Here is a 17,602-nt window from a genome sequence, read left to right as displayed (position 1 = left end):
GCTCCGAGTTGGTTTAGGCAATCAGGCCCTTGGCCTTCAGTTCCGCGTCAACTGCGCGAATCCAAGTGACGATTGCGTCAGCCTGCGCCTGGCTGTAGCCATACGGCGTGCTGTTGGTGGCTGCCGTTCCTGCCGGGGCGGTAAAGCCTGAGGCCCGAACGCTCGGGGTGGCATTGAAAAAGCCGATTTTGTCCGTGGAGGACCGGCCCATTACAGTACCGTCGGGAGAACCCGCGCTGAGATATTCTACTGCCATGTCCATGCTCCTTGTGGAGATCCTTTATCCAGATCAGTTGAAGTGGAGACGAGTCGCCAACTGCGGGCGAAGCGTGCGATATCCGTACAAAACATCGATTCTGCACGGCAGGTTGTCGTTGTTGATGTCGTACTGGCGGACGATACGCAGAGAGATGCCGTCCTGAACTTCGCGACGTGCGAAATCGACACCGTTCGGCATGACCAGATCGGCCGTGGCGAAGGTGAAGGCGTCTTCCTGATACAGCAACGAGGTCGTGTCCTGTCCCGACGCAGTGCCTGCGAAGACCATTGACTTGCCGGCACCAGCCGAGTTGATGACAACGTTCTGCGTTGCGCCAGAGGTGATCGGAGTCGGGGAAACAGTGATGTTGCCCGCGCCGCCAGCGTTTGCCGCCGTGACGACGAACTGCTGAAGAACGCCGGAATCGACTTTCGTTTCCGGGTGGACAGAGTTCACGCCGACGATGGTGAAGACATCGCCCTTGACCATCGCGCCTGTGCCGCCAGTAACGGCAATCGTAGCCGAACCGGAGGTGATGCCAGTGGAGGTGTTGACGACGTAGTTGGTATCTTCAGCGCCGCGCGTATTGCCGGGCCAAAGCGTGTTTTCCACGAAGTCGTAACCTGCAGCGCGCCCCATGTAGCCCTCGCGGTACTGCTTGGAGAGCTGCGCCTGGTCGTTGAACAGCGTCTTGGTGTCCTTGACGAGGTCCGCCATGTCCTGGGAGTTCAGGTTTGCAGTGCGGCCCGTCAGCGGAGCAAGAGCGTTGTTCATCAGAACGCGGCCGGACAGGATGTTGTTGTACGCGATGGCAGAACCGGAGGTCCAAACCGCGTTATAGACATCCTTGTACATGCTCATGGCATCGTACTCGATGTTTGCAGCGAGGACGGCCATTGCAGGGTCAAGAATGCGCTTCGAGAAGTCGTCGAGCGAAAGGGTGAGTTCCGCAGACGAAAAGTTGACGTCAACGCCCTTTTGGGTGGCGACCTGAAGCGATACGCTGTTTTCAGACACGTCCTGCGTGGCAATCGTCTTGCCGGTTCGGATGGTGTACTGGTTAGGAAGGCGGATCTTCAGGGTATCGCCGATCTTGGCGCCCGACTTTGCGAAGCTGTCATCGTACTGGCGGTTGATCGAGCCGACGAAGTTGAGCTTCTGGTGGAGGATGCGGAGCGCTTCTCGCGTCACCGCAGTGGGTGTGAGGATCGTATTAGCCATGGGTCAAACCTTGTCCTTGTTGGCTTGACAGATAGCCCTATCGCGGTTACCGTCCTGTTGGGTCAAAACAGGAGGCCGTCTATATGCTCAGCACCACATACGAAGGCATCGAATATCGTTTCTTCGATCACTTGTACGCCGTGTCTCGCGACGGCAAGTTGCTAAAAAAGCTTCAACCAATTGAACCGAGATCGCACTCAGGGGGATACCTTGAGGTCGGGCGGCATAGACTGGTTCACCGAATGGTCGCTACGTGTTGGTGTGATCGCGCAGAGGGCGCTATCCACGTTCACCACGTCAATGGCGACAAGACCGACAATCGCGCTGAGAACCTAGAGTGGCTCTCTCCTAAAACTCACATGGGTGAGCGCCATGAAGGCATTTCTCGTGGCCACAACATGTCCGAAGAGGGCAAGCAGCGGCTTAGAGAACTCCGCATTGGGTCGAAGACTTCGGATGAGACCAAGCAAAAGCAGCGCGAGGCTTCACTTAGACTTGGTGCAAAACCGCCGCCGCGCCCAGTTGGGACGAAGATGAGCGCAGAGGTGCGCGCTTTTATGAGCGCACAGAGCCCTAACGCCATGGCCTGCGAGATTGATGGTGTTCGTTACCACTCGTTCTCCAAGGCATCAGAGGCGCTTGGAATCAAAGCAGGAACGCTACGAAAGCGGTGTCTTTCTAGCAACTTCCCCAATTACCGGTTGGGCGAAAGTTCTATCTGATGTTGGGGATCAGCCCCGCTTGGCGAGCTGCGCTTGACGGCGCTTCAGCCACTCATCAGCGGAAAGACGGTCATCGAGTCCCGATGGAGGCGGGTTTGCTCGCGCTGTCACTTTGTTGAGGGGTTGGGCTGCCGGCGCCGATGGTTTCGGGGCGGCTGTTTGCTTCTGGAGAGCGAGGTGGCCGATGTGGGCAAGATACAGGGTCTTGTAGACCTGAGGCGTGTACTGCTGTCGAAGGCTGTCGCGCTCGAAGCCGAGTTCCTTGGTCGCAAAATCCGTGATCTTGTTATCCAGATCGGGCGTCCAGCCCGTAAGTTCCTTCTCCGCAAACGCTCTTGTTTCCCGGAGGCGATTTTCTGTTGCCAGTTTCGCCTTCTCGGACAAGTCTGCCTGCGTTTTGTCGAGGTATTGAGCGACCTGACCGCGCTGTTGCTGGAGCTGCTGATACTGGATCCAAGAAGCTTGGGCGCTCATCGGATCTTCGTTGACGAACTGCTGCCAGTTGACGTTCTCGTATTGCTTGAGTTGGGAATCGATCGAGTGAATGACCGATCTTGCCTCGATGACCTCCTGAGAGGTCTGGTAGTTCGCCTGGGCCTCGGCCATCTTGGCTTCGACAGACTTGCGCTGTTCCGCGACTTCCTGAGTCTTGCGGGTATAGTCTGCAGTCCGGAGGAGAGCGTCTTTCAGCTCCGGAGGCAGCTTGTAGGCCTTTCCTTCGTATTCAACGTCGGCAAGCTCGGGCTCAAGCTGTTCGCCTTCACCTTCGCCCTCTTCGCCTTCTACGACCTCGGTGTTGTTCTCCAGTTCTGTCTCCGCGACGTCACCGGCATTCGCTGCATTCTGCTGCTGCTCTCCGCCTGCAGGCATAGCCTGTGCATCGGCAACAGCCGTCAAAGCCTCTTGCATCGAGGTCCACTCCGTTCAAGGTTTGGTGGGTTGGAAAGAGCGCCGCTTACCCTTGGCGCGCGGGTTGGGGTGCAGGGCGGTCGAGCGATGCGATATGACCGGCTGCGGAAATGGCTGTCTTCGCCTTGTCGTTCTGGATGCCAGCCACAACGTCCATGCGCTTGGTCTCGGCGTTGTACTGGTCTATCGACTTGTCGGCCTTCAGGGCTTCGACTTCCTGCGTAAGCTGCTGGATAGCCTGCTGGCCCTGCTGGATCATCTGCTGAACTTCAGGCGGCAAGCCCTTGTTCTGTAGTGCGGGGTTGATGTGCTTCAGACGCTCGGCAATCTCGTCGGCTCCAGGCCAGTCGAGGTTCATCGCCAGAAGGTCGCCAATGACAGGCGCAGCAGCCGGGAAGGCTCTGACGAACTCCGTCATCTGCATCGCGGCTTCTTCGCGTCGGGTCGTGAAGCTCGGGCCGGTTGTGACAGTCAGGTCGTACTTGCCGACCGTCAGGTCATGCATCGCCATGATGGCTTGGCCCTGCTCGTCTTCCTGCGGCTTGCCGTCCGAGCCAACGACCGGTTGCGGCTGCCCGCTGTTGATCTGCACCGAACGGGGAGACCCATCCTCTCCCAGGACACGGATAACGCGCTCATCGCTGTAGACCTTCGGGATGAGGTCGATCAGGATGCGGCCGGTATGACGAATGGCGCGGGCAAGGTTGTCGATGAAGTGGAATGTCGCTACGTCCCCTTCCCGCTGCCGTGCCATGATGGCTTTGCCGCTCGTCTCGTTCGATCTGGCGCCCAAGGATGCGTCATAAATGCCGATGATGGCCTTCATGTCGTCCGAGGCGTTAAGCGCTTCCTGCAGGGCTCCTGCGGCTGGGCCAACGTCGAGAGGCTGACGGATTGGCGACTCGGTGTCGAACTCAAGGAACGCGTGGCTTTGCGTGTTCGCGGTTGCCCAACGGTCCACGTCGCTGTCAAACGTTCCCTTGCGGCCAATCCACGGCACACGAGGCGCGAGTGCAACAAGCTCCGTGCTCGTCGTGCGCCAGTAGTTGAACATCCGCGCCGCATCCTTGGCGCTGTGGATCAGGCTACGGAAGTAACGCTTGCCCTCCACCACGATCTCGTCACCGTAAACCGGGATGATCGGGATGTAGCAACCAGGCCAGTCATTCTTCTCAAGGATGTCGGCGCCCGACATGATGATCTGCGTCACCTTGTGGGAGCGCGTCGTGCGCTTGCCGACGACCTGAAGCACGCCAGCATCGATCATAGCCTGCAGGTCTATGTCATTCGCAAGATCCTCGGCTGAATACACGTGGCCGTTGGAAAGCTTGACGATCTCCTTTTCGATCGGCTCACGCTTCCACCACTCGGCAACCATGACAGTTTCGTCTTCGACCCAGATGCCGGCGTTTGCCCATGCATCGCTTTCGAAATCGACGTTAACGTCAGCGCCTTCCGCGTTCTTCTTGTCGCCGTACTTGGCCTTGAACTCGGCCTTTCGCATAGGCTCGACGACAAACGCCACGTTCCAGTCGGCGGAGTCGGCCGACATGCTGTCCGGATCGCCATAGACAGAGAACTGGTTAGCCACGCGCTCAATGGAGAGATCCATCTCGAAGGTGTCTTCGTAGGCGTAGTCCATCCCAACGCGCCAATAGCCAAAGCCGCCTGAAACGCTCTGCTCTATCGCGGTATCATAGGCCACGTCAGCATTGGACGTGTACTCGATGTTGCGGATCAGGCCGTTGATGACTTCAGCCGTCTTTGGGTCCGCGTTGCTATCGACGGGGTGAACCTTGATCGACGGCTTGTTCTGGCGGCTGTCGTTGACCACCTGGCGAATGAACGCAGGCATCTTGTTGATGGTCAGGCAAGGGCGAAACTCATCCCTGCGCTGCTTCTCTATGTCACGCGGCCATTGCTCACCGAGGCGAGAGAAACGGATGTCGTCGAGCGCGGTCTGCCGGTTGTCGGACTCTGCATCCTGGCAGCGCTCGAACGCCGTCCTGCCCTCGGAGAGCAGATCGTCTTTCTTCTCTTCAGCCATCACGCCATCCAGCCTCCAACGCCTGAAGCGCGGGGATCTCGTTTCTTTGCAACTGTCGGTTCTTCGTAGACGACACAGCCAAGGCCGAATGCGTCTGCGCCATGCGAGGCCCAATCATGCTCTGGGCCAAGGCCAATGCCGCGAGCGTCGTCTTTCTTCTCGTGATACCAGCCGAGAGCAGCGCGCCCGCCTTCGGTCGTCGCCTCGTTGAACCACATATTCGGAAACAGGCGTCTTGCTGCTTCGATGCGAGCAGATGCGGCGCCCTTCCCCTGATTAGGGACGACCGTCACCCGATAGCCGGACTCACGGAGCGCGCTTTCGTAGGAAACGTCGTAAACCTTGTCGTTGGTCGAGCCATCGTGCGGCAGCCAGAATTGCGCCCGCTCTGGCGTGTATCCTTTTGACCTGCACCAGTTGAGATGCGATGCCAGTGGTTGCCCAACCGCCTCGTAGTAATCGAGCCACCGGATCTCCTTGCCGATGAATTGGCATGCCCAGATCGTGAATGCGTCAGCTCGTGCGCCAGTGCCGCCGATATCGCAGATGAGCCGGATGGTCATGAGCGGGTCAGCGGCTACCTTGCCGATGCGGCCTTCATTCTTGGCGTCCGCGAGATGTCTGGCGTAGTAGGCGCCCGATGCAACGCTCAAATACCCGCCCTCCCAGATGTGGTCGTATTGGTCGGGCTGCATGCGGAGGCAGTCGAGGCGCTCTTGCTCCAGTTCGGGAGTGAGCCAGGGGTTGTCTCTCCAATTGGCTGTGACGAGAACCGAACCAGTTGGCCGCTCATCGCCGCACATCATCAGGTCAACAGGGTCAACCTTGCGGCGCGGGTTCCAGCTAAACCAGATCTCCGAGCCTGGAGCGCGGATCGTCGGCCGGAGCAGGTTTAGCGATCGAGCCGAGGCCGTCTGTGCTTCTTCCCACCAAGCCCGCTTGAAGCCTTCGAGAGACTTTATCGACTCCGCAGTGTGATCCTGCATGCCTTGGAAGATAATCGCGCCATCTCCTGGCGTTTCGATCGTATCGCGGAAGACCTTGAAGCCGTCCGCTTCGCCTAAGCCGAAATCAGCTAGCTTCCCCTCTAGCAATCGCTTCGAGGAGTCGGCCAGCGTCTTTTGCACCTCACGAATGCAGACCGAAAGCATTCCGCGTTCTGCGAGATGGTCCTCGATCATCAGGCCACCGAAGAAATGCGACTTGCCAGAGCCACGCCCGCCCTTTGCGCCTTTGTATCGAGATGGGGCGAGAAGAGGCTCGAAAACCTCAGCCGTTGGTATCTGAAGGACGGACAATGCGGCGTTCGATGGTGTGAACGTGATTGATCGGGTTGTCAGCGTCACCGGCCAATTGAACCGGGATGAGCTTCGGATAGATCGTGGCCCAGAATGCGCGCTCGTTCTCTGGAGCTTCCTTGGCCCATGCTACGATGCGCTTTGCCCCGCCGAGTTGTTCAGCCGCCTCGGCTATTGCATCCTTCGCTGCCTTGGAAACCTTGTTCTGGCTTCCTTTCGGGCGGCCAGCGCCCTTTCGCGAAAGATTATTGTTGTCCTCTATTTTATTCATGCGTGGTCTCCACTCCCTTTCGGGTCTGGTGGAATATTATTCCTGCTGGCCGGTAGGCCCTTCGCATTTCGCGATACGAATTTTCTACGAAACTACCGTATAAAGCTGCCCGAGATACGCGAGCGAGCCTCTGATTGCCTCAATCCGTGCTTCTGCGTCTTCCTGCGAGTATGCCCAGATGCGGAGAGACCAGACTGAATCGTTCATCCTGTAATCGCAGAGGTATTGGAACATCTGACGGCCGAATTGGTCTGTTCTGATATGCTCGGCGTCTGGGGCGTTTCGCTTGTCTCGCTCTGCGTTGAGATCGATGATCAAAGCGCCACCCAGCAATACCTGCACACCTGGGGAGCAGCGCATGAAGTGATGGAGGCGGCTATTATGGCTAGGAGGGTTATGGTGAGGAGGATGAGAATGGGGCGGGTCACGTCAGATGCCGTAGTTGCCTAGCTTCCACATGCGTCGGATGGACGGCGAGAAGCGTTTGTCGAACATCTTCCGGCCTGCAACATGCCACACGAAAGCCGGAACGATTGGAAGGCGGCAATTCAGGACGGCAAATCTTGGATGACACCCGAGCTTGCGCTTTATCAATTCGGCACCACCACGGTTAGCTCATGCTTTGCGGCATGGAAGAATATGCTGCTGCGGTTGTCGGTGAAGAACTCAACCTCTCCGTCGCAGTCTAGAAGAACGTAGCCCTCTATTCCGTCCATGGTGGCTCTGCGCATGTAGCAGCAGTTGTCTAGGGAGGAGAAGGGATCTGGGAGGATGTCGAGGGGATGATCCACGATATCTCCTGAATGAGAACGGCAGAGGCCAGCCTGCCGACCTTGCGAACAAGGATTTGAGTAAGGGGCCGAGATTCTGACGCCACTTAAGGCATCCTACTGATCGGTTTCGCGTCCCCTACGGCATCTCAGGGTCTTTCACCTACTCTGCCGCCACGCTCCGAGATTCTAAGACCGCGCACTGTCGGAAGCGCGTAACGCGGAATCCTTTGGGAGGCTAAGCCTCAAACAACAGACAGTTCTGAGGATGTAATATCCCAACTCATAACTGATTTGCCCTTCTCACGCAACTCCTTCGCCTTGATCAAAGCGTTCAATCCCCGCTTAAGCCACAACAATTGCTGCGGGGCCATTCCGCGAAGATGCTCGTAATCCATTACGCACAGGTTATGGACCGTTCCCTTGACCTGCGGCCCATCTTCGCAGCGAAGCAGGATGCCGGTCACTTCCATCATGCGGTTGCTGGCGTCTCGTGCTCGCTTGGCGAGGCTGTCGGTCACTTCGCCATCATGACCCTTGACCGAGAACAGCGATTGCGCTCGGGCGCTAGGAGCCGGGATGCCTACCATCCGGTGATATCGGGCGATGATCTCCGCATACTCGTCGCCAGCCTTGCGCTGCTCGTCGCTAATAGAGCCATCGAGGTACATGCGCCCCAGCGTGTAGCCAGCCAGGGCGTTGTTTTCTGATAGGCCGTGAATGCGCTTCCGTGCTTCCAGTGCCACGCTGAGAGCTTCCTTTTCTGTTTCGTGGCGCTTGATGTCGCCGCTCGGGTATCGCTCTACGTTCTCCTTACGGGGACGCCCTGCCTTGCTGGATGCTCTCTTGGATCGAAGTTTTGCCGCCTTTGATGCCATTCCGCCTCTTCCTCGTTAGTCTTCTGATGAGATGGATCGGGCTACATTGCCTTCTAGCGCGTCCAAATCGATGAAATCGTCGTCCGGATCACCGGGAAGATCATAGGCCGACGAGAACTTTAAGGGAGCGTCGTTGCCGTTCTTGCGGTCGTTCCACTTCACATATTCCGGAATGCTCCGGAGGATTTTGGAGACGTACCGGCGAAGGCTGTTGCTCTCCTCGAACATCAGCATCCCGAAGCTGGTGTTCGGTGCGAACTTTTCCTGTATCTGCCGAACAACAAGATCAAGATTATCCGGTGTCTGATATGGCGATTGCCGCACTGCCCACATAGCGACCGTTCCGGCTAGTTGCTTGCCCGTCACGTAGATCATGCTGCGACCCTTCTATTTTCTCGTGCTGGCAATGACCGCTCCAGATGATTGGCGCAGTATGGGCCGCGCTTCTCGGTCACCTCTGCGCAAAAAAGGAATGGGCCACCTGCCGTCAGAGGCCACTTGCATTCACATGGATCCAGATCGACAAGCGTCTTGGCATGTGGAAGGCGCATGAGATCGTATTCGGTTGCGGGGATCTGCGGCTCTTCTGGGCCGAAGTCGGGAACGATGACGGCACGGCGCACAGGCATGATCGAGGCCATTGGCTTCGAATTGCGCACTGCCTTATGACCAGCCTTGTTGCGAAGCGGGAAGAGATCACGGTGGCGAAAGGCGATGGCCAGTACACCGTTCTTGCTGACGCTGAACTCTCGGCCGATGTCCTTGGCCGAAGCGCCAGACGCCCAAAGCTTAGAGGCGCGCTCAAGGTCTTCTGCCGTCCAGTTGCGCTCTCGAAGAACAGACGCCCGCTCTCTCCTCGGGAAAAGATCGCGGTGCTTTCTGGTTGTCGCCCTCATCTTCGTTTCAGAGCAGCCGACACGGGTGGCGATGGTTGCCATGGTCCAACCTTGCGCCCACAGTTTGGCGGCATGTTCCATGTCCACATCAGACCGCTTTGGCTTGAACAGCGGCCGGTTCCTGGCGATAACGCCCATAATGACATCGCGCTTGACGCCGAACTCAGCCGATAGTTCGCTTGATGTGAACCCGTCGTTCCACATCTGGGCTGCCTTCTCGATGTCGATGTCTGGTCTCATGTTCATTGGGCTGGATCCTCTATGCTCTGTTCTGGCGCTGGAAATGGTTCTTCGGTAGAACAACCTGCATGGTGACGACGTTGCTCGTCTGCTGCTGGCGCTGGGCTACACGCTCGTTCCATGCGCGCTCTGCCTCGGCTAATTCCTCATAGGCGCCGCGGTTCAGCCAAGTGGCGCAGAGGGGAACGAACTCCTTGTCGCGGTCCTTCATGGTGCGGAAGAAGTGCTTTGCGCCGTCGATCATGTCTTGAGCGCATGCGCCGTCTTTCAGGTGCTTCTCGAAAGCTTGTCGTGCGAGGCCGCGACCGTCAGTGTGCCGCGCGTGAGGGCGCCAGACGCCCCAGAACTCAGGAAACCCTTCAGGCTCTTGTCTCATGCTGCCACCTCGTTGAATTTCGTGACTTCGTTTCCAAATGAATGCCAGCCGGCGCGCTCCTCGCGGGCGAAAACATCGGCACGGCGCGCGTGCGGCATGACGCGATCGCAAAGCGCGTAGAACTCTTCAGGCTTGCGGCTGTGTTCTCTGGCGATTCCGTCAAATACGGTCTGCGGAATCGCTGTCTGCTTCGGATTGCCTAACGTGGCGACAACAACGGCCTCGCCGGTCGTGCGGACTCGGTAGCCGGTGCCCATGCGGATCTTCCCGGAGGCTGTCGTCTTCCGCCACATCAGCAAGGACTTGTATTCGAAGCCCCATGCCTTAACGCAGTCGATTGCCAACGGAAGCTGCGGCGCTGTTGCCCAGCAGTAGAGAAGGCAATCCATGCTGGCGAGCTTGCCGACTGGAAGCGACAGGATCTTGGCGTCGGTCATCAGTTCGTACTTCGCCAGCGCTGACTTCTTCGCGCCTTCCTTGCTGTAGAGGTCAAAGCCCCATGGCGGATCGATGACGATCATTTCGTAGTGGAGCGGCACTAGAGGGTCGAAGAACCACGTCATGCTGCTAGCCCTTCTTCCGCTGTCTGGAGCAGCACGACGCATTCGGCCGGAAGGTCTTCCGCCCATGTCATCGTTAGCCGTTCGCAGAGATTGTCGTTCTTGATGACTTTGTAGTGCTGGAGGCAGTCGAGGACCGCCTTGGAGCGGTTGTCGAGATCCTGGCGCTTGTTCTGGCGCTTAAGCGCGATGTGGAGCGAGAATGGCGCAGAGATCGGCAGCTTAGGGGCCTTGATGAAATAGCCAGCGTCATTGCGCCATTTCTTGTAGGGACCGGATAGACGGCGGTTGATGCCCCAGCCTTCGTAGAGATCCCAGGCAGATGGCGGATACGGAAGGTGGAAATGCATCGTCATGCTGCCGCCTCGCTCGCCAGTTTCCGATTGAGAGCCTTGACGTAGGCAACCTTGATCTCCTCAAAGCGGGCTATGTCGTATTCCTTGGTTTGGATATCGCCTTCAGGGCGAGGCTTCTTGGATTCCCGTCCGTGGTCGTCGAGCCACGTCATGGCGGAGGCTATGCGACGATCGAGCCAAAGGATCATGTCGGCGGGGTCGGTCATTCAGCCGCCTCCAATGCTCTGACTGGCTGCGCACTGCGCGCGATCGAAATCAGAAGGTTCCGAAATGCCGCCGGCGTTCCGATCCGAGGCGAGCTATCTGTGCCGCCGCCACGCGCACCAACCTCTCCGAGGCGCTTGGCTCGCTTGAGCCCCATCCGGCGCTCTACTTCCGCTTCCGAGATATGCAAAAACTGACCGATGGCGATGTAGTCGTTGCCCATATGGAACAGTTCAAGTGCTGTTGGTATCGCCAGCGGCATCTCTGCCACTGGGACGAGACGAAATGTATTGATCTTTGAGATCGTGGGCTGAGGGACGCCGGTCTGCGCCTGGATAGAGGATTGAGCCGTGCCGGCAGCTAGGAGGCGCCGAACTTCGAAGATTGTCTCGTCTGTGTGCTTTCTCTTCGGCATTCAGTCACCTCGCTTGAAGAAAATCGCTGGCGTCATTCTCGGCCCCAGTTCAGTTGGGCGTGCTCTGGAGGTAGAGACGCCGGGGGAACGTCAGTCTGCGGGGTCGTAGGTCGCCGCGAAAATGTCTGGTTTGCAGGGGTAAAGCTCGCCCTTAACGCCTTGGATGATGTAGTCCCCAGGCTGAGCAATCATCACGCCCTCAAGCGTTCCGGTATGAACCGTTTCACCGATCCGCATGATCGCCCCCGGCCGGTCTGGCGTGCCCTTATTCAGCGCCTCCGTGATCCAAGGTGTGGCGCCCGGTTCAAGCCTCTTGCCGGTCCAGAGAACCGCTTCGACAACGACCGGCTTCTTCCTGAACTGCGGCATCACTCGTCGTCCTTCTTCTCATCGTCGAGCAGCCAATCTGCCCATTCAATCCGCTTGCCGGCCACGTCTCGCCAGTGCTTAGCCAGCCTGCCCCTGAGTGAACGCGGCAATCTTTTCATCCAGTGCAGCCAGACGGGCACGGAGGCGCTTGGTTTCATTGTGGTGTTCCTCGATTAGGGCTGCCTCGAGCGCAGCCGCTTCTTCCATGTCAATTCGACGTGCTTCACCGTTCCAGATCGCCGCCGCGCGTCTGGGGGTGAACTTCTTTTTTACGCGTGGGGAAATGAAGCGATACGCTGCGTACACGGCGGCTTTGTACCCACCATGATAATCGCGCGGGAAGGCTTCCCTCATCATCCACTGAGCTGAAATCGTGTCACTCATGCCCTTTTGCCTCTTGGAGTAATGCTCCAAATTCTCTGTGTGGTTTTCCAACACCTTGGATTCTCCTGCGGTTATCTTCAGCCTTGTTCAGGAGCTGATGATGACCAACAGGATCACTCATATTGGAGACGAAGAGGCCGCTGCCCTTGTTGCAGGGGGCAAGTTAGCCCCTTCGTCTCGCAGGCCCGACGTGGGAACACGGGAACCCGTTATTCTCATTCATCGAAGCGTTTCGCCGCCGCCTGTCGCTTCGATTGATGCTATGGAGCCCGACTTGGGGTTTGAGCAGTTGGGCTCCATAGCCGTTCGATTGATGGCAACGTGGAAGTTGCCGAGAATGTCGCTGGAGCCCGCCCGGGAGAGGAGAGACGGGCCCCAGCTACCGAGCCCCTACCGGGAGGAGGAGGACTGAGGCTCAGGTTTGAAATCGTTGAGCGCGCCTTCGACGGCCCCATAGCAAAGCAGGTCAAGTTCCCTCTCTTCCCTGCGGCTGCATCGACCTGATGTCTTGCAGATGGCTAGGACGAGGATGGCGATAGCGATCGCTGGAATGCCGAAGATCAGGAGGAGCATGTAAACCGTGTCGTTCATTGCTCGTTTGCCCTCGCTTCAATTTCCTCAATGGCCTGCCGCAGCGCAGCCTTCATCCGTTCAAACGGAGTGCGATATTCGGCTTGGGAGGATTGATCGTCTCGGTGTTCGCTTGCTTCGTCGAAGATGGCTAGGGCGTCGAGAAGGTAGGAGGGGAGCTCGGTCATGGGACCAACTCCTCCAGGCTCTTAGTCTTCAGAAGCTTGGTGAAGATGCTTATGTCTATCTTGCGATCGACGACGGGTCGGAAGCGCCAAGGCGCAAACCCGCTTTCGTATTCAACTTTGCCGACGCGGTTGAACGGAAACCTCTTGATTTCGCAGAGGCGAATGACCGCCTCCTTCCAACCTGGGCAAAAGAAAATGTCACGTACTGTGTACACCGCCCCTTTGCGAAGGCCGTCCATCCCTTCCCCGACTATCCTTGCCCCCTCTGGAACATCACTGCGGTCGACTGCATCGTCGACACACACGACCTTCTGGCCTACGCGAAAGTTGCTCATATGCGTCCCTCCTCCTTCGCCTTTCGCTCGTTTGCGAGAGCGGCGATTTCGTCTTGATGCCAGAGTATGGAAACGGTGATCAGGTATGCGAGAGAGGCTGAAAGCCACGAGAGGATGTCGGTCATGCGGCCACCTTTCGATAGTTGCGGCACTCTTCAATGAACGCCTCCAGCGTGGAGATTTCGTCTTGCGTCAGCTCCCGATAATCCTGACGGTATCCACCTGCGGAATTAAGGATCGCACGGACTTCATCAGAAAGGTCCATGTGTTTCCCTCGGAGCGCCCCACCCCTTTGCCGCGCGCGTTCGACGCGAAGCTTGTAGGTTCCAACAATCTTTGCCACTGGGCTCTTGGTGTTCGGCCGCCTGAAGAGCTTGCCCGTCTTGGCTTTGAGGTCGATCAGATCTTCAATCTTCCGGCCGTCCCTCACACCTTCAGCGAGGGCAACAAGCTCCTCGTCGGGAGAGAACCATTCGCCACGAAGATGGCAGTGGGCAAACCGTTCGTGGATAGCTTTCTCAAGCTCACGAGTGCCCTCGACCCTAGAGACAACCTCAAGCTCAACCGGGCTCCACGTTTGGAGGCTAGCGAGGCGATAAGGAGGATACTCCGAGTGCCCGATCTTTATCGGTCCAGCCTGCCCCACCGGCTTGATGAAATATACATATCCACTCATGCTGCGCTCTCCGCTTTCTTGGTGCGCCTGTATTCGCTCATGAAGGCGCGGATCTTCTCCGCAGTCTCCGGCCACACACGGCCCCCGGACTCCAGCCGTTTTACCAGCTCGGAATTTCCAGAAGCGACCTTCCCGAAGTACGAGACCCCCATGCCGGTTTCGGCCAGGAACTTGTTCACATCCGAGAGCAGATTTTCAGTAGGAGTGTTTGCCATGACGTCCACTATATCCTCTAAAGCGGATACGTCAAGTGTCCTCTATGAAAGACGTGCAGAAATATCCCATTTAGAGGATATTGTGCGCATGCACGGTAACGACTGGAGAGCGCGTCTAGAGGACGCCATCGAAAAATCAGGCAAGTCGAAGCGCGAGATTTCCCTCGGCGCGGGTAAGGGACCTGGCTATGTCCATTCGATCTTGAAGGAAGGGAAAGACCCGACGATCGATAATCTGATCGCGATCTGCCGAGTGCTCGACGTGACCCTTACACAGGTCCTTTACGGCGTTCAGATGAGCCCTGAAACTCAGGAGATCCTGTCTCTGATAGAGACGAATCCGAACATGCGGAGCGGCATCCTTCAGATCCTGCGTGAGAAAGATAAAGCCTGATCTTCCTCAGACAGTCGCGCCGCTGCTCCTCAGTTAGGGAGCTAATGATTCCAACAAAAACAGAAACGCGCATTTTTCTTGATCTTTCATAATCGCTGTCGGCGTTCATGCAATGATACCCCACCCCATTCCCCAAGTGAGAACATTATAGGAACATTATCCTATCCCTACGTCAATCATCCTCCCATATTCGCGCCCTGTATGCATGGCACATTTATGGCACACCGACACCACGATTGCACCATTTTCACATCGTAGGATTTCGGCCATAAGGCGATCATGCCTCAGACCGATGACCAACGACACAACTTGCGATTACCGCTCGAACTAAAAAAGAAACTAGCGCACTCGGCTGTGGACAACGGCCGGAGCATGAACGCTGAAATACTTGCCAGGCTAGAAGCATCCTTCGCTCCAGATACAGCGCGCGAGATAGAGAATCTATTGCGTGGTCTTAGCCGCCTCGACGAGAAAGACAGGTACGCAGCTCTCGAATTGCTCACGAAGGCCACAAAAATTCTCAGCAAGGTCTAGGATTGTTTTCTTCTGGGACACTATTGGCGGAATCGAAAGGATGCCTCACGTTTCCTGTGGATCAGTCTGTTACGGTTCCAGCAGCAGCCGGATTTTGGACAAGATCGCCAAAATAGTATTACTGTTTCACTAGTGTAAAGTTGTCACTGCTCTTTGGTGAGACCGTTGAAATCTCCGCATACCAAGAACCCCGCCATAAAATGACGGGTTCCTGGGGCGAAAGGGGAAATCTGCTCATCGGAGCCGACCGCCGCTTATTCCGCAATGTGCCGCACTATAGCCAGCCGCACATCTTGAGGTCGTTTTCAGGGGCTACCTGACGATAGGGCTACCTCACCAGCTCGCGCTGCCAGAGAACCCTTGGCCTAATCGCATCCCGTTCCTTGCCCATACATCAACGCACGACCGAACCGGTTCCCGTCATTTCGTGCGCTCTGTCGGATTGGCAAATCGTTTCGGATGCGTTATAAAAAGCATCACTGGCAACGGTTCGCAAATATCCGCCAGTCAACGCCCCGACGCTCTGCAAAAGCGTGCGGGGCATTTCTTTTTCTCATATCCCCTTTCTCAGCACAAGCGATTTCGTCCTCTATAGCGGATATTGTGCTTGACATATCCTCAATAGCGGATAATCTGAGACCTATCAGCCGAGACGAATGAGCCCCGCAAGGAAGCACGCGAAACGTCGATCGGCATCGAGAGAGGACAGGCACAGATGGCATACACGATTGAACAAGCTCGCAAGATCTACGCCATGGGCCTCGTCCCGGCGCACAACGCTGGCTTCGATCCTTGGCTGGCGCTGGAGACCATCCAAAACGCAGCTCAGGCCGAGCGCGATGCAAAAGCGGAAGAGCGCAAGACTCGCCTGACCGTAGGTATGGTCGTAAGCGACGGACGCCTCGGTAAGGTCATTTCGATCGATGGAAATCGGGTGATGCTTCAAAGCTATCTTGCCAAGCGTTCCGCCCACATCGGCGACCTGACCGACTGGTCGTTCCGAGCCGAAAAGGCAGGTGCGTGATGGCCCTCGTCCAACGCTTCAACGTGGAAGGCCTCTTCGGCACCACCCCCCTCTACCTCTCCCATATCCCCGGCATTGGCATGCGCTGGTCTACGGATGCTGAAGAGGCATTCGAGTACGACGACCGAGACGAGGCCGAGGCGGATGCTGAAGCAAACGGAGGCGAGGTCTTCATATTCACCCGCCTCATGCGCCGTACCGATGTCGAGAGCTTCACCGGGCATAATGCCGAGAGCCGTCTTCAACACCATTACCAGATCGCAGCGGAGTAACGGACATGCTTCATATCGACCGACAGACAAAGACCATCGACGGCGTGACGTTCACCAATACTCATTCAGGCCAGAAGCGGGCCTACGGCGATAGTTACTACGAATACCATGTCGTCAGTGAGCGCCCATCCTCCGACGTTGAGGCAGTCTGCTCCGAGCACGTCTACAAGGCCATCCCGCATGCTGAATGGCAGGCAGACTACCGCCAGCCCGGATGCAGCATGGAGAAGGCTTTCCGCCCACACTACGAGTTCAGGCCGCTTGGCGATGGCAAGTATCGCTATGTCGTGACCCTGCTCTACGCGGATTGAGGGGCGAGCCATGATCAACAACGACCGTCGCCCCGGCGAGACATCCAAGCAGTTCACCCTCCGCGTCTACGAGGAAAAGCTGGAGGCCGTCAGGTTCCAGCGCCAGAAGCTCGAACGCGAGGAAGCTTATTGGGAACGCGCTGTCGCATACCAGAAGCTTGAGGAGGTCGCGTGATGCGCTGTGACCTCCGAACCTACCGAGAGTGCGCCTGCCCAGTCGGCACATGCCAGCAGCAGCGCAAGGCAATCCCGGCTCCGGTCATCCACCCGACAAACCGCGACATGCTCGCCCTCTTCGGCTGCGCTGTCGTCGTCTTCCTCTCTTTCGCCCTCGTCGGCGCTCCGGAAATGGAGCGGGCCGCGAAGGTAAATCAGGAGCAAATCACATGGCGGAAGTAGAATACAACGTAGCTCGCCAAGCCGAAGCCGCGAAACGCCTCGTCGCCAACCTGAAGGAACAGGACGCGGCAGACGACGCCGAGTTGGTAGCCGATACCATAGAAGGCGAAACAAATCTCAACGAGGCTATCGAAGCCGCCTTGGCCGAGATCGACGAGGAAGAAATCCACATCGTCGGTCTGAAGGCGAAGGAAGAGATCTTTGCCGAGCGGCGCCGGAAGAAGGAAGCCAAGGTAGACCGCATCAAGGCCCTGATCGAACAGGCCATGCTGATCACCGAGCAGACTTCCATGCGGCTGCCAACAGCCACGCTGACGCTGGCAAAGCGTGCTCCATCCCTGATCGTCACCAACGAGGCCGACATTCCGGTCAAGTTCTGGATTGAGCAGGAACGCCCTGCCCCGAAGCTCGACAAGAAGGCGCTGACAGTAGCCCTCAAGGACAACGAACCAATTCCAGGCGCAACGCTAGACAACGGCTCCCTGAGCCTGTCCGTACGGAGGAAGTAG

32 protein-coding genes are annotated in these 17,602 nt (G+C 57.4%); 9 read left to right on the top strand and 23 right to left on the bottom strand.

Annotation, left to right across the window (positions count from 1 at the left end; translation table 11 throughout):
* Nucleotides 1-13 precede the first annotated feature (13 nt).
* Both BN77_RS19430 and BN77_RS19425 read right to left on the bottom strand, forming a co-directional pair.
* Nucleotides 14-256, bottom strand: a complete 243-nt coding sequence (locus BN77_RS19430) for a hypothetical protein (RefSeq protein ID WP_007535052.1) — start codon at nucleotides 254-256, stop codon at nucleotides 14-16.
* 33 nt (nucleotides 257-289) lie between these two features.
* Entirely contained in the window at nucleotides 290-1,480 is a 1,191-nt protein-coding gene (locus tag BN77_RS19425; RefSeq protein WP_007535051.1) for a P22 phage major capsid protein family protein, read from the bottom strand.
* Nucleotides 1,481-1,563: 83 nt separating this feature from the next.
* On the opposite strand from BN77_RS19425, the gene BN77_RS19420 reads away from it, so the two are divergent.
* Nucleotides 1,564-2,202: an HNH endonuclease gene (locus tag BN77_RS19420; protein WP_007535050.1), complete on the top strand. Its 639-nt coding sequence runs from the start codon at nucleotides 1,564-1,566 to the stop codon at nucleotides 2,200-2,202.
* A gap of 9 nt (nucleotides 2,203-2,211) precedes the next feature.
* Here BN77_RS19420 and BN77_RS19415 read toward each other — a convergent pair whose 3' ends face one another.
* The 21 genes from BN77_RS19415 to BN77_RS19315 form a co-directional block, all read right to left on the bottom strand.
* Entirely contained in the window at nucleotides 2,212-3,111 is a 900-nt protein-coding gene (locus BN77_RS19415) for a hypothetical protein (protein WP_007535049.1), read from the bottom strand.
* A 46-nt stretch (nucleotides 3,112-3,157) separates the two neighbouring features.
* The gene (locus BN77_RS19410) at nucleotides 3,158-5,158 is read right to left on the bottom strand and encodes a portal protein (RefSeq protein WP_007535047.1); all 2,001 of its coding nucleotides are present in this window, start codon (nucleotides 5,156-5,158) and stop codon (nucleotides 3,158-3,160) included.
* Nucleotides 5,158-6,339: a phage terminase large subunit gene (locus BN77_RS19405; RefSeq protein WP_425280224.1), complete on the bottom strand. Its 1,182-nt coding sequence runs from the start codon at nucleotides 6,337-6,339 to the stop codon at nucleotides 5,158-5,160. The genes BN77_RS19410 and BN77_RS19405 overlap by 1 nt, the downstream gene beginning before the upstream one ends.
* A gap of 88 nt (nucleotides 6,340-6,427) precedes the next feature.
* Nucleotides 6,428-6,727 carry a hypothetical protein gene (locus BN77_RS19400; RefSeq protein ID WP_007535043.1) on the bottom strand — a complete coding sequence of 100 codons (300 nt, stop codon included), beginning with the start codon at nucleotides 6,725-6,727 and terminating at the stop codon, nucleotides 6,428-6,430.
* A 590-nt stretch (nucleotides 6,728-7,317) separates the two neighbouring features.
* Nucleotides 7,318-7,518: a hypothetical protein gene (locus tag BN77_RS19390; protein WP_007535039.1), complete on the bottom strand. Its 201-nt coding sequence runs from the start codon at nucleotides 7,516-7,518 to the stop codon at nucleotides 7,318-7,320.
* A 224-nt stretch (nucleotides 7,519-7,742) separates the two neighbouring features.
* Nucleotides 7,743-8,375: a hypothetical protein gene (locus BN77_RS19385; protein WP_007535037.1), complete on the bottom strand. Its 633-nt coding sequence runs from the start codon at nucleotides 8,373-8,375 to the stop codon at nucleotides 7,743-7,745.
* 15 nt (nucleotides 8,376-8,390) lie between these two features.
* Complete coding sequence (locus tag BN77_RS19380) at nucleotides 8,391-8,750, bottom strand: hypothetical protein (protein WP_007535035.1); 360 nt, start codon at nucleotides 8,748-8,750, stop codon at nucleotides 8,391-8,393.
* Nucleotides 8,747-9,517 (bottom strand): GcrA family cell cycle regulator, encoded by a 771-nt coding sequence (locus tag BN77_RS31435; protein ID WP_007535032.1) that lies wholly within the window; start codon nucleotides 9,515-9,517, stop codon nucleotides 8,747-8,749. The genes BN77_RS19380 and BN77_RS31435 overlap by 4 nt, the downstream gene beginning before the upstream one ends.
* Before the next feature lie 13 nt (nucleotides 9,518-9,530).
* Nucleotides 9,531-9,887, bottom strand: coding sequence for a hypothetical protein (locus tag BN77_RS19370; protein WP_007535029.1), 357 nt, complete (start codon nucleotides 9,885-9,887; stop codon nucleotides 9,531-9,533).
* Nucleotides 9,884-10,450, bottom strand: coding sequence for an MT-A70 family methyltransferase (locus BN77_RS19365; protein ID WP_007535027.1), 567 nt, complete (start codon nucleotides 10,448-10,450; stop codon nucleotides 9,884-9,886). The genes BN77_RS19370 and BN77_RS19365 overlap by 4 nt, the downstream gene beginning before the upstream one ends.
* Nucleotides 10,447-10,803 (bottom strand): RusA family crossover junction endodeoxyribonuclease, encoded by a 357-nt coding sequence (locus tag BN77_RS19360; protein WP_007535025.1) that lies wholly within the window; start codon nucleotides 10,801-10,803, stop codon nucleotides 10,447-10,449. The genes BN77_RS19365 and BN77_RS19360 overlap by 4 nt, the downstream gene beginning before the upstream one ends.
* A complete protein-coding gene (locus tag BN77_RS19355) occupies nucleotides 10,800-11,009 on the bottom strand; it encodes a hypothetical protein (protein WP_040677427.1) in 210 nt (69 codons plus the stop codon). Before BN77_RS19355 ends, BN77_RS19360 begins: the two co-directional genes overlap by 4 nt.
* The gene (locus tag BN77_RS33265; protein ID WP_007535023.1) at nucleotides 11,006-11,422 is read right to left on the bottom strand and encodes a helix-turn-helix domain-containing protein; all 417 of its coding nucleotides are present in this window, start codon (nucleotides 11,420-11,422) and stop codon (nucleotides 11,006-11,008) included. The genes BN77_RS19355 and BN77_RS33265 overlap by 4 nt, the downstream gene beginning before the upstream one ends.
* Nucleotides 11,423-11,512: 90 nt before the next feature.
* Nucleotides 11,513-11,791: a hypothetical protein gene (locus tag BN77_RS19345; protein WP_007535021.1), complete on the bottom strand. Its 279-nt coding sequence runs from the start codon at nucleotides 11,789-11,791 to the stop codon at nucleotides 11,513-11,515.
* Nucleotides 11,792-11,869: 78 nt separating this feature from the next.
* Nucleotides 11,870-12,175, bottom strand: a complete 306-nt coding sequence (locus BN77_RS19340; protein WP_007535018.1) for a hypothetical protein — start codon at nucleotides 12,173-12,175, stop codon at nucleotides 11,870-11,872.
* A 390-nt stretch (nucleotides 12,176-12,565) separates the two neighbouring features.
* Nucleotides 12,566-12,766, bottom strand: coding sequence for a hypothetical protein (locus BN77_RS19330; protein WP_040677419.1), 201 nt, complete (start codon nucleotides 12,764-12,766; stop codon nucleotides 12,566-12,568).
* Nucleotides 12,763-12,933 carry a hypothetical protein gene (locus BN77_RS33600; protein ID WP_157224470.1) on the bottom strand — a complete coding sequence of 57 codons (171 nt, stop codon included), beginning with the start codon at nucleotides 12,931-12,933 and terminating at the stop codon, nucleotides 12,763-12,765. The genes BN77_RS19330 and BN77_RS33600 overlap by 4 nt, the downstream gene beginning before the upstream one ends.
* Nucleotides 12,930-13,268 carry a hypothetical protein gene (locus BN77_RS19325; protein WP_040677416.1) on the bottom strand — a complete coding sequence of 113 codons (339 nt, stop codon included), beginning with the start codon at nucleotides 13,266-13,268 and terminating at the stop codon, nucleotides 12,930-12,932. The genes BN77_RS33600 and BN77_RS19325 overlap by 4 nt, the downstream gene beginning before the upstream one ends.
* The gene (locus tag BN77_RS35560) at nucleotides 13,265-13,393 is read right to left on the bottom strand and encodes a hypothetical protein (protein ID WP_280109945.1); all 129 of its coding nucleotides are present in this window, start codon (nucleotides 13,391-13,393) and stop codon (nucleotides 13,265-13,267) included. Before BN77_RS35560 ends, BN77_RS19325 begins: the two co-directional genes overlap by 4 nt.
* Nucleotides 13,390-13,944: a GIY-YIG nuclease family protein gene (locus tag BN77_RS19320; protein WP_007535011.1), complete on the bottom strand. Its 555-nt coding sequence runs from the start codon at nucleotides 13,942-13,944 to the stop codon at nucleotides 13,390-13,392. The genes BN77_RS35560 and BN77_RS19320 overlap by 4 nt, the downstream gene beginning before the upstream one ends.
* The gene (locus BN77_RS19315) at nucleotides 13,941-14,159 is read right to left on the bottom strand and encodes a hypothetical protein (RefSeq protein ID WP_007535008.1); all 219 of its coding nucleotides are present in this window, start codon (nucleotides 14,157-14,159) and stop codon (nucleotides 13,941-13,943) included. Before BN77_RS19315 ends, BN77_RS19320 begins: the two co-directional genes overlap by 4 nt.
* Nucleotides 14,160-14,247: 88 nt before the next feature.
* Here BN77_RS19315 and BN77_RS19310 point away from each other — a divergent pair, with 88 nt between their 5' ends.
* From BN77_RS19310 to BN77_RS19280, 8 genes are all read left to right on the top strand, one after another.
* Nucleotides 14,248-14,553: a helix-turn-helix domain-containing protein gene (locus BN77_RS19310; protein ID WP_007535006.1), complete on the top strand. Its 306-nt coding sequence runs from the start codon at nucleotides 14,248-14,250 to the stop codon at nucleotides 14,551-14,553.
* A 279-nt stretch (nucleotides 14,554-14,832) separates the two neighbouring features.
* The gene (locus tag BN77_RS35885) at nucleotides 14,833-15,087 is read left to right on the top strand and encodes an Arc family DNA-binding protein (protein WP_007535004.1); all 255 of its coding nucleotides are present in this window, start codon (nucleotides 14,833-14,835) and stop codon (nucleotides 15,085-15,087) included.
* A gap of 715 nt (nucleotides 15,088-15,802) precedes the next feature.
* Entirely contained in the window at nucleotides 15,803-16,111 is a 309-nt protein-coding gene (locus BN77_RS19300) for a hypothetical protein (protein ID WP_007535001.1), read from the top strand.
* The gene (locus tag BN77_RS19295) at nucleotides 16,111-16,383 is read left to right on the top strand and encodes a hypothetical protein (protein WP_007534998.1); all 273 of its coding nucleotides are present in this window, start codon (nucleotides 16,111-16,113) and stop codon (nucleotides 16,381-16,383) included. The genes BN77_RS19300 and BN77_RS19295 overlap by 1 nt, the downstream gene beginning before the upstream one ends.
* 5 nt (nucleotides 16,384-16,388) lie before the next feature.
* A complete protein-coding gene (locus BN77_RS19290) occupies nucleotides 16,389-16,694 on the top strand; it encodes a hypothetical protein (protein WP_007534996.1) in 306 nt (101 codons plus the stop codon).
* A gap of 10 nt (nucleotides 16,695-16,704) precedes the next feature.
* Complete coding sequence (locus BN77_RS33595; protein ID WP_007534994.1) at nucleotides 16,705-16,869, top strand: hypothetical protein; 165 nt, start codon at nucleotides 16,705-16,707, stop codon at nucleotides 16,867-16,869.
* On the top strand, nucleotides 16,869-17,093 hold the full coding sequence (locus BN77_RS19285) for a hypothetical protein (RefSeq protein WP_040677415.1): 225 nt from the start codon (nucleotides 16,869-16,871) through the stop codon (nucleotides 17,091-17,093). The genes BN77_RS33595 and BN77_RS19285 overlap by 1 nt, the downstream gene beginning before the upstream one ends.
* Nucleotides 17,081-17,602 carry a siphovirus Gp157 family protein gene (locus BN77_RS19280; protein WP_007534988.1) on the top strand — a complete coding sequence of 174 codons (522 nt, stop codon included), beginning with the start codon at nucleotides 17,081-17,083 and terminating at the stop codon, nucleotides 17,600-17,602. The genes BN77_RS19285 and BN77_RS19280 overlap by 13 nt, the downstream gene beginning before the upstream one ends.

The sequence above is a fragment of the Rhizobium mesoamericanum STM3625 genome, from assembly GCF_000312665.1.
GTDB classification, from domain to species: domain Bacteria; phylum Pseudomonadota; class Alphaproteobacteria; order Rhizobiales; family Rhizobiaceae; genus Rhizobium; species Rhizobium mesoamericanum.
The sequence above is the reverse complement of the archived record's forward strand: the minus strand, read 5'-3'. Positions and strand labels throughout refer to the sequence as shown.

Coding starts and splice junctions, on each gene's coding strand:
- BN77_RS19430 (WP_007535052.1), bottom strand. CDS start 256: ATGGCAGTAGAATATCTCAGCGCGGGTTCTCCCGACGGTACTGTAATG.
- BN77_RS19425 (WP_007535051.1), bottom strand. CDS start 1,480: ATGGCTAATACGATCCTCACACCCACTGCGGTGACGCGAGAAGCGCTC.
- BN77_RS19420 (WP_007535050.1), top strand. CDS start 1,564: ATGCTCAGCACCACATACGAAGGCATCGAATATCGTTTCTTCGATCAC.
- BN77_RS19415 (WP_007535049.1), bottom strand. CDS start 3,111: ATGCAAGAGGCTTTGACGGCTGTTGCCGATGCACAGGCTATGCCTGCA.
- BN77_RS19410 (WP_007535047.1), bottom strand. CDS start 5,158: ATGGCTGAAGAGAAGAAAGACGATCTGCTCTCCGAGGGCAGGACGGCG.
- BN77_RS19405 (WP_425280224.1), bottom strand. CDS start 6,339: ATGATCGAGGACCATCTCGCAGAACGCGGAATGCTTTCGGTCTGCATT.
- BN77_RS19400 (WP_007535043.1), bottom strand. CDS start 6,727: ATGAATAAAATAGAGGACAACAATAATCTTTCGCGAAAGGGCGCTGGC.
- BN77_RS19385 (WP_007535037.1), bottom strand. CDS start 8,375: ATGGCATCAAAGGCGGCAAAACTTCGATCCAAGAGAGCATCCAGCAAG.
- BN77_RS19380 (WP_007535035.1), bottom strand. CDS start 8,750: ATGATCTACGTGACGGGCAAGCAACTAGCCGGAACGGTCGCTATGTGG.
- BN77_RS31435 (WP_007535032.1), bottom strand. CDS start 9,517: ATGAACATGAGACCAGACATCGACATCGAGAAGGCAGCCCAGATGTGG.
- BN77_RS19370 (WP_007535029.1), bottom strand. CDS start 9,887: ATGAGACAAGAGCCTGAAGGGTTTCCTGAGTTCTGGGGCGTCTGGCGC.
- BN77_RS19365 (WP_007535027.1), bottom strand. CDS start 10,450: ATGACGTGGTTCTTCGACCCTCTAGTGCCGCTCCACTACGAAATGATC.
- BN77_RS19360 (WP_007535025.1), bottom strand. CDS start 10,803: ATGACGATGCATTTCCACCTTCCGTATCCGCCATCTGCCTGGGATCTC.
- BN77_RS19355 (WP_040677427.1), bottom strand. CDS start 11,009: ATGACCGACCCCGCCGACATGATCCTTTGGCTCGATCGTCGCATAGCC.
- BN77_RS33265 (WP_007535023.1), bottom strand. CDS start 11,422: ATGCCGAAGAGAAAGCACACAGACGAGACAATCTTCGAAGTTCGGCGC.
- BN77_RS19345 (WP_007535021.1), bottom strand. CDS start 11,791: ATGCCGCAGTTCAGGAAGAAGCCGGTCGTTGTCGAAGCGGTTCTCTGG.
- BN77_RS19340 (WP_007535018.1), bottom strand. CDS start 12,175: ATGAGTGACACGATTTCAGCTCAGTGGATGATGAGGGAAGCCTTCCCG.
- BN77_RS19330 (WP_040677419.1), bottom strand. CDS start 12,766: ATGAACGACACGGTTTACATGCTCCTCCTGATCTTCGGCATTCCAGCG.
- BN77_RS33600 (WP_157224470.1), bottom strand. CDS start 12,933: ATGACCGAGCTCCCCTCCTACCTTCTCGACGCCCTAGCCATCTTCGAC.
- BN77_RS19325 (WP_040677416.1), bottom strand. CDS start 13,268: ATGAGCAACTTTCGCGTAGGCCAGAAGGTCGTGTGTGTCGACGATGCA.
- BN77_RS35560 (WP_280109945.1), bottom strand. CDS start 13,393: ATGACCGACATCCTCTCGTGGCTTTCAGCCTCTCTCGCATACCTGATC.
- BN77_RS19320 (WP_007535011.1), bottom strand. CDS start 13,944: ATGAGTGGATATGTATATTTCATCAAGCCGGTGGGGCAGGCTGGACCG.
- BN77_RS19315 (WP_007535008.1), bottom strand. CDS start 14,159: ATGGCAAACACTCCTACTGAAAATCTGCTCTCGGATGTGAACAAGTTC.
- BN77_RS19310 (WP_007535006.1), top strand. CDS start 14,248: ATGCACGGTAACGACTGGAGAGCGCGTCTAGAGGACGCCATCGAAAAA.
- BN77_RS35885 (WP_007535004.1), top strand. CDS start 14,833: ATGCCTCAGACCGATGACCAACGACACAACTTGCGATTACCGCTCGAA.
- BN77_RS19300 (WP_007535001.1), top strand. CDS start 15,803: ATGGCATACACGATTGAACAAGCTCGCAAGATCTACGCCATGGGCCTC.
- BN77_RS19295 (WP_007534998.1), top strand. CDS start 16,111: ATGGCCCTCGTCCAACGCTTCAACGTGGAAGGCCTCTTCGGCACCACC.
- BN77_RS19290 (WP_007534996.1), top strand. CDS start 16,389: ATGCTTCATATCGACCGACAGACAAAGACCATCGACGGCGTGACGTTC.
- BN77_RS33595 (WP_007534994.1), top strand. CDS start 16,705: ATGATCAACAACGACCGTCGCCCCGGCGAGACATCCAAGCAGTTCACC.
- BN77_RS19285 (WP_040677415.1), top strand. CDS start 16,869: ATGCGCTGTGACCTCCGAACCTACCGAGAGTGCGCCTGCCCAGTCGGC.
- BN77_RS19280 (WP_007534988.1), top strand. CDS start 17,081: ATGGCGGAAGTAGAATACAACGTAGCTCGCCAAGCCGAAGCCGCGAAA.